Here is a 9,357-nt window from a genome sequence, read left to right on the forward strand (position 1 = left end):
ACTTGGTACTGGTTCATCCGGTGTTACCGTCGTTGGATCAGTTGGATCGTTCGGGTAACTTGGGGTTGGTACATTTGGAATTGGCTTTCCTGATGGATCAACCGGGATGATCTTACCAACCTTCTTGTAGACAACTTCAGTTACAACATTTGGATTCTCAGTAGTTGCTGTTAATCCACCGGCAGTCTTGACAGTTGCAACGTAGCCATCAATTACTGGAACGTTGATCGTGCCAAACTTGTGGCTAGTTTCATTCCATGAGCCTTCCGTAATCGTCTTACCAGTTACGGTATCAACAACATCTGGTGTCCGGGTAAATTCACTCGTTTGAACATTGTTTTCACGGAGCGTGTTGCCACTTTCATCAACGAACTTAATCGTTTGTGATGCTGGAATGTTTTGACCATGTTCATTGGTCGTTCCATTAGGTGCGTAGTTAACGTATACATCGTAGCTTGAGTCATTGTGAGTAAGTGATACGCCCTTAACGTTAGTACCATCTGCATCACGACTTACATAAGTTACGTGCATGCCATTAACAGCAGGTGATTGAACCGCCTTTACATCTTGAGCAGGAGTCCAAGTCAACTCACCTGGTCCGGTAATCTTACCATCAGTAACAGTAACAAGCTTACCAGTCACTTTATCAACGGTACCGTTAGCAGTGAAGTTAACAGTTTCTACAACTGGTTCAGCTACTTGCTTACCATCTTGGGTATTAACAAAGTAAACTGTCCGGGTAACTTCTTTCTGAAGGTCAGTCTTGTTGTAACCAGCGCCCGGATGATCTGGGTTTACTGGTGCAGTACCGTGAGTCAAGTGAACAGTGAAGTTGTGGTTACCATCAACCGAGAATGTGTATCCGTCCTTAGGGAAGTTGTCACCACCCTTTACTAATTGGTAACCTCGTGCTTCATAGTAATCAATTGAAGGCTTAGTGGAGTAGTCACTCTTAACACCATCAAGACCATGTAATTCATCGACCTTAAGAGTTGAGCCAGTTACATCATCAATGTAAGTTACACTTGCCTGAACGCTTTGCCGGTAAGTTACTGGTGTATCAGTAGTAGGTTTTTCTGGTGTTACCGTTGGCGTATCTGGAGTGTAACCAGGAACTGCTGGTACTGGTTCATCCGGCGTTACTTTCGTTGGGTTAGTTGGATCATTAGGATAGTTTGGTGTTGGTGCCCCTGGAATTGGCTTTCCTGTTGGGTCAACCGGAATGATCTTACCAACCTTCTTGTAAACAACCTTGTCAGTAACATTTGGATTATCAACTGTTGCAGTCTTACCACCGGCAGTTGTCACTTCTGTAACGTAGCCAGGGATTACTGGAACCTTAACTGTACCGTAAGTGTGACTAGTTTCATTCCATTTACCTTCAGTAACATTACCTTCTGCATCTGTTACATCTGGAGTCCGGCTAAACGTAAAGTCGCTAACTGCTGGAGCATAAAGTTCGTTACCGTCTTCATCAACGAATGTAACAGTTTGTGTTGATGGAACAGTCTTAGCGCCATCTTGGTGAGTACCATTATCAGCGTAGTATACGTTAACAATGATGTTGCCGCTTTGAGCATTAACCGTTGTCTTAGCTACATTATCGCCATCACGTTGGTCGCTTGGCGTAACGTTACTTACGTGCATTCCCTTGATTGTTGGTGATGTAACCGCGTCAAAGTCATGACTAGTAGCGTTCCAAGTTAATTCACCAGCGCCAGTGATCTTGCCATCCTTAACAGTAACTAACTTGTGAGTGACGTTATCAACAGTACCATTAGCAACAAAGTCGAATGATTGACCAACTTGTTGCGCAACCACATTACCTTGGCCATCCAAGTAGTTGATTGTCCGCGTAACGGTCTTCTTCAAGTCGGTTGCACTATAACCGGCACCTGGATGATCTGGGTTTACTGGTGAAGTTGTGTGTGTCAAGTGAACTTCGAATTCATGTGGGCCACCAACTTCAAAGGTGTATCCGTCCTTAGGGAAGTTGTCACCACCCTTTACTAATTGGTAACCTCGTGCTTCGTAGTAATCAATTGAAGGCTTGGTAGAGTAGTCACTCTTAACGCCTTCAAGGCCACTTAATGGATCAGTCTTGAGAGTTTCACCTGTTACATCATCAATGTAAGCTACAGTTGCCTTAATTTCTTGGTTGTAAACCACCGGAGTATCCTTGCCCGGATCAGTTGGCGTTACTGTCGGCACTTCAGGAACAAATCCTGGAACACTTGGTACTGGTTCATCTGGTGTTACACCAGTTGGATCAGTTGGGTCCGTTGGATATTGTGGTGTTGGCGCATTTGGAATTGGCTTACCACTTGGATCAACTGGGACAATCTTACCGTTTGGTGCATAAGTTACAGTTACATCAATATCATCTTGAGTTACCGCAGTCGCTGGAACGCTTGCCTTATCAGCATGGTATCCTTCAATTACCGGCGTGTTCACTTGATCGTAAACCGTCTTTTCACCCTTAGCAATTGACCAGTCAGTAGTGTATTGACCATTTTCAATTACCTTGTTAGTTACAGTATCAACAGTCAATGTCCGTGTCCACTTGGAGTTTTGAACATTATTGGCTGGTGTCTTATCACCGGCACCTACATAGTGAACGGTTTCCTTAACATCTTTACTGTATTGGTCCGGGTTTACACCGTCATGTGGATGATCTGGGTTTACTGGAACTTGACCATGGTGGAAGGTTACCTTAAAGATTTGAGTGTTTCCTTCTTCATTATCAAATACCGGATTACCACTGAATCCATCGTTTGCTAGAACATATCCTTGCTTTTCGTAATCAGCAATTGAAGTAGCAGTTGAGTAGTCAATCTTGTCCCCTGCTTGCCCAGTTAAGACCGGTGATTCAGACATAATCTTGTTGTTTTCATCAAGATCGATGTATTGAATCTGAGCTTTTTGTTCAACATTCTTAGTGTAAACAACTGGAGTATCCTGTGTTGGATCTGGAGGAGTTACAGTGTTTTGACTCGGAGTATAACCCGGAACCTTTGGAGTTGGTTCATCTGGTGTTACCTTCGTTGGATTAACTGGATCGTTTGTGTAAGTAGGTGTTGGTGCATCTGGAATTGGAGTATGGTCTGGTGTTACAGGAATAATCTTGCCGACCTTCTTGTAAACTACTGTGAATGTTCTATTACGTTCTGCAACACTTGCTGCGTGAGTAGTAGTAAAGCCACCAGCAGTATATTTACCATCATTATTGGTGTAACCAGATACTGCCACGTAACCATTAATTACAGGAACGTTTTCAGCAGTAAAGTCATGGCTTTCTGCATTCCAATCACCACGTGAAATCAACTTACCAGTTTGTGCATCATAAGTATTACCACTGTAAGTAAATGTGTAGTCTAATGACTTAGATGGGCTTACTTCATTACCTTGTTCATCTACATATTTAACTACTTGTGATGCAGTAACACTTTGCTTATCACGAATCTCAGTATCGTTCTTGGCATAAGTTACAGTAACGCTAATTTCTGGTGTATCTTTAGTTAAACCAGTAATTGTTGCAACATTATCACCATCGGCATGGCTTGATACGTTAGTTACGTGGTAACCTTCTTCAGCTGGCGAAGTTACACCTTCAAATGAAGTCTTGTCACTAGTCCAAGTGATTTGTGGAGTAGCTGTATCAGCAGTATTTACTACCCACTTGCCATCTTCTTGCTTAGCATTGACTAATTGACCAGTAATCTTGTCAACATAAGCAGTACCAGTGAATGTAGCAGTTTGCTTAGCATTTGCTGGAATAGTTCCAGTAAATGGCTTACTGTCAGCATTTTTGTAGCTAACAGTTAATTTAACCGTCTTCGTTAATTGATCTGGTTGTGCTTCTGCTGGAGTATTCTTAGGCACATCAGTTGGTGGAGTGTTTGGTGTAATTGGTTGTACACCATGTTTCATGTGAACTGTGACAGTAATATTCTTGTCAGCTTCAATTTCTGCTGGAATTGTACCGTCAGTGGTTACATAAACGTAGCCTTTATCTTCCAAACTCTTGATTGTATTAGCAGTTGTGTAAGTTACCTTAGTGCCAGCCTTTTCTTCACCAGAATTGTAGCTTACACCTGGAATAGCTGAGTTAGTTGTGTCATCAAAGTAATTTACAGTAACTGAACCCTTCTTAACCTCATCTTTTACATAAGGAACATTTACGTTCTTACCAGGATCAGTTGGGTTAGGATCAACTGGATCGCCTGGGTTACCATTTTCTGGATGGTAGCCTGGAACAGTTGGCTTTTCACCCGGGTTACCCTTAGTTGGATCATTAGGATTATTAGGGAATTGTGGTTGTGGTGCATCTGGAATTGGATTACCAGTTGGATCAACCGGAACGATGTGGCCAAGTGGCTTATAAGTTACAGTTTTTTCAATATCTTCTTGCGTTACAGCAGTTGCAGGAACATTTGCTTGATCTGCGTAGTAACCATCAACTACTGGAGTATTTACTTGTGAGTATTCTTCAGGTTGACCCTTAGCAATTGCCCAGTCAGTAGTGTATTGACCGTTTGGAACAACTTCATTGGTTACTTCATCAAGAGTTAATGTTCGAGTCCACTTAGAAGTTTGGACGTGATCACCTGGAGTGTTTTCTCCTGCGCCTACATAATGAACAGTTTCCTTAACATCCTTTGATAACTCGTTAGGATCGACACCATGTTTATTAGGAGTATCTGGTCCCACTGGAATTTCATTATGGTCGTAGTAAACGTTGACTGTAGCGTTTTGCGTTGAGGCATTTACGTTTTCTGCATTTACAGTAGCTGCAGAAGAACCATTTTCAAAGCGTGGAGCCTTGTAACCATTCTTGGTTAAGTCTGGTGAGGTTACGGCATCCCACTTAGCAGTGTTCCAGCCATCACCATTTGCTAAAGTGTAGCTCTTACCATCTTGACTAACAGTACCGTAACCTAAGACATTACCTTGATCATCAAGAACTTGAGTACGGTTAAGAGTTACTGTTTGGTCAACTGGATTATCAGCAATTAAGTTAGCTGGAATCTTTTGACCAGTCTTACCGTCTAAGTAATTGATTGTACGAGTAACTTCTTTATCCTCGGTCTTGCCTGCGTGGTATTTAGCATCTTTAGTGTAAATGACCTTAATAGTAATATCATTATTCTTAGTATTATCTACTGTAGTTGCCTTAACAACACCTTTACCAGCATTATATGCAATTGGATTTACAGTTGAGAAACTATAGTCTGACCCCTTATAAGTAATAGTTGGACGCTCATTAGTTGCAGCAAACTCGTAAGAACTACCATCTTTAGCAGCTCCATCGTTTACCGAATAAGTCCAAGTAAGTTTACCATCTTGGTTCTTAATTGTGCCATCTGAATTTAAAGTTACTAAATTGCCAGTTACTTCATCAATAGTACCAGAGCCTGTAAATACAACAGTCTCAGTAGTTGACGGAGCAATAGTATTTCCTTCAGAATCCACGTATTCAATTACACGAGTAGAAGTCTTTTGTAAATCATTCTTAGTATACTTATCAGTTGGATTTTCTGGGTTAACTGGCTTAGTTTGATGAGCCATCACGATTGTAAAGTTTTGATCTACTTTAGTATCATTATCAAATTTAGTGCCATTACTAAAATCATCACTTACAACTTTGTAGCCCAATTTTTCTAAGGCAGTAACAGAAGTGGTTGGTGTTTGATTACCATCTTTAAATGTAATATCAGTATCAGGTTGACCACTTGCATTAAAGGCAGTTGTAATACCATTAACTTCAATTTGCTTATTATTGTTGTCTTGATCAACAATAATTAATGTAGCCTTCTGTTCATCTTGTGGTGCTGCACGATAAATAACGTATAAGTTACCATCTTTATAAGTGTTATAGTAGCTACTATTCTTAAATTCTTGTGGAGTATTAGCAAATTGCTTTGAGTCCTTAATTTGGCCGTTAAGAACTACATCTCCATTATTAGAAATAACTGAACTCAATTCTTGAGCAGTAGCTAAGTGGTAAACTTTCCCATCAAGAGAAATAACTTCTTGCCCTAAGCTATCCTTACCTGTGATAGTTTCTGGTGCATCATAACCTTGGAAATAATAGTGTCCATCAGCAGCCTTGATAATATTTCCAGCAATTGATTTCCAGTTTACAGTATCACCATCATTTTCATAGTTACCATTGCTATCTCTAACTGGAATTACAGCACCATGAGCGTCTAACTTAGGAGTACCATCAGCATTACGTTCAACCTTAACTAGCTGATCAGTTGCATTGTCCTTATATAGTAATTCGCTTTGAGCGTTATTACCTTGTGCACGTTGTACATAAGGATCTGCGATTTCACGCATTTGAGTTGGATCATTTTCAACAGGATTACCATTTTCATCAACATCTTGTACAACATAGTGAACCGTACGTTGATTTTCAACAGGTTGAATACTGTGTCCGATAACAACTAATCGCTGAGACATATATGGTGAAAAGCCTTTAACCAGATCAGTAAAGCCGACACCATGATTACTGTTTACACTAGTACCAGCAACTGAACCACTTGGATCGACCCAAACTTGACCTTGATTACCGATCTTAGAAAAGCCTGCGTACGGAATATCAAAACCGTACATGTTCTTCCAGGTTTGATTAGCAGAATTCTCAAATTTGGTAAAGTTTTGACTTACTGTTTCATTTGGATCGTAATTTAAGCCATTGCTACTTAAGTTTGGTGTCCAATTGTTATCCTTCATAGCACTGTTCCACTTAAAGGCTGCTAAATCGCCATAAGCTTGGAAATGAGCTGGATTGCCAGTACCAGCATTTAAGAATAATAAGTTACCATAACCATTGCGAGGATTGGGATAACCTAATTTGGACAATGCACTACTCAACTCTGGAGATGCCGGCGCCATAATAGTTGACGTTATAGCTGCTGTCTTTTGTAAGTTAACATACTTAACATTATCCAAGATAAAGTTAAGTTGCTTAGAAGCAGGAAGTGGCACAGCAATTAATTCAGCATTACCTTGAGTAGCATCACTTTGAACATCTAAAGTTGCATTGTTTCCAACATAAATTTCAGGACTAAGCGCTGGATCATAAGAAGCAATATTGATGTCATCATTAAGATCTGAAGAACCACGACCAGTTAAGATAACTCTTAAGGTAGCATCTTTCATTACCATAATCTTGCCGCCACCACCAAGAGCAACGTAATTATTTTGGTTGTAGTTACCGCCACCATTCTTGCCTTCTGACAAAAATTGAACCGTTGAGCCAGAATCAATATTTAATTCGGCATACGTACCCATATCAATGGCATTCCCATTACCATAAGTATGAGCGGTAATCACACTACCTTCACCTGAATTAAAAGTTGCGCGATTTCCTAGCATAAAGGCATCACGCCCAACAAAAGTAAAGCGTGAATTCTTACCTAACTTAAAGGTGTTCTTAATTGCAGGATTATTATTGAGCCAGTTAGTCATGATAGGATTGCCGGCGCCATTAAGACTACTCATTCCGGGGTCACCACGACTAATATAATTGTCATTAGCCGTAGAAGAAGTACTCGAATCTCTTTCACTAAAGACAATACCTCTACCGGTACCAACATTCATGGTAACGTGAGCATTTTCATCAGTAGTAAATGAACCACTAGTATTAACACGAACAGCAGCGTTTAAGTTATCAACACCTGCTGTCTTTTGTTGTTGCTTAATCTGCTCACCATTCAGGTTGCTGTTCTTTAAGTTAATATTTAATGTACCATTCTTACCGACATGTAAATGACCATCATTAGTAGTCATCGTAATTGGGTTAACACTAGTAGTAATAGCACCATCTTTAAGAACAATACCATCACCGGTTACATCACGGTTAACATTTAATGTAGCATTATCAGCAATAGTTAAATTAGATGCATAGAAGTTTGGAACTTTTCTATTTCTCCAATTATTAGTAATAGCCCCATTTGTTGCAGATAAAGAATATGCAGTATTTACGCCTGGGTTTGCTGCAGCACCAAGGCCAGCACCTGAAGCTGTTCTTGTTGGATCAGCAAAACCTTGTAATGCCAAGCTACCACTTGTAGCTGAATTATTAACATTAGAGTTAACCGTACCCTTAATATTTACAGTACCGTTACCAGTTACAGCACCGTTAACTGTCACATCAGAAAGGGTTAATTGACCATTGTTAACAATCTTGTTTTGACCAAGATTTAAGACTGCACCATCAACACCGTGGATGGTAAATGCACGGTCAACATTTAAGTCACCAAATGGAGTAATATTCCCCTGAACCTTTACACCCTTAATGCTCCAGTCGTTAAGAGCACTTTGAAGTTCAAAACCATTAGTAACAGTCTTATATTCACTGTAATCTGTTTTATCAGTTCCAGTTGCAGTTGTAGCATTGCTTTGCGCAGGCTGATTAGTATTACTATTAGCAAGATCTTGTAATGCTTGGTTAGCTAGGCTACCCAAACTATCAGCAACACCCGACCAATTAATTTTGCTTTCTGCCAAAGCATTAGTTGAAAGTGCCTGTTTATTAGCATCAACAGCAAAGGTTTGAGTAGCTGCATCATCTGACTTATCAGCTGATGCACTAGCGACATCACTTGACGCATTAGCGACCGCGGCACTAACTGCTGCTTCATAATCATTAGCAGTCGGTGTCTTAATATCACCAGCAGGATTTTGAACGGCAGCAGATGCACTGTTGCTTTGCCCTTCAGCAGTAGCAGACTTCAAGGTTGAAGCACTGGCTGAATTAACAGTAAGGTTGTGGTCTGTTTGTTCAGCTGAACTATCACCAGAAGTAGAGTCAGCATTAGCTGTGGTAGAATCTGCCGAAGCTGTTCCCGCAGCAAATGTTACCCCAAGTAAAACAGACGCTACACCAACAGATAATTTTTTGATGGTGAAACGTTGCTTTTTGGGTTCATATTTTTTAATTTGTTCTTCCCAATTATTGTGTGATAACAATTTATATGTCCTCCTTAATAGGCTGGATTGGAATATGTAATTGTAAATCGAACAGTACATATAACTTACTTTCAGTTACTAACTATATAATTTATCGCAAAAAAATCAACAGCATTTTATTAACTGATCACAACATCAATTTGCTGTTTTTGATTAAATAGCGATAAATCGGCATGATATCAATGTGTTAATTATCAGAATAATAGCTTAATTTTTTATTATAATTTTATCAACATATGACATTTATTTCATATGTTTTATTTAGTGCGCCCGGCATGGATATTAGCTAGGCGGTGAGAGTCCGCTATGGGCCATAGTAGTCGGAACCATGAGCCGAGGACAAGGGTGTCCACTGCGAGGTGGAATCTGAAGGAAGTC

The 9,357-nt window shown here is 40.2% G+C and carries 1 protein-coding gene; it reads right to left on the reverse strand.

Annotated features, from left to right (window positions below; all coding sequences use genetic code 11):
• On the reverse strand, positions 1-8,979 hold an 8,979-nt coding region (locus H5S39_RS03380; RefSeq protein ID WP_231832851.1), incomplete at its 3' end, for a mucin-binding protein.
• Between the last annotated feature and the right edge of the window lie 378 nt (positions 8,980-9,357).

It is taken from the genome of Limosilactobacillus rudii, from assembly GCF_014145455.1.
GTDB classification, from domain to species: Bacteria; Bacillota; Bacilli; order Lactobacillales; family Lactobacillaceae; genus Limosilactobacillus; species Limosilactobacillus rudii.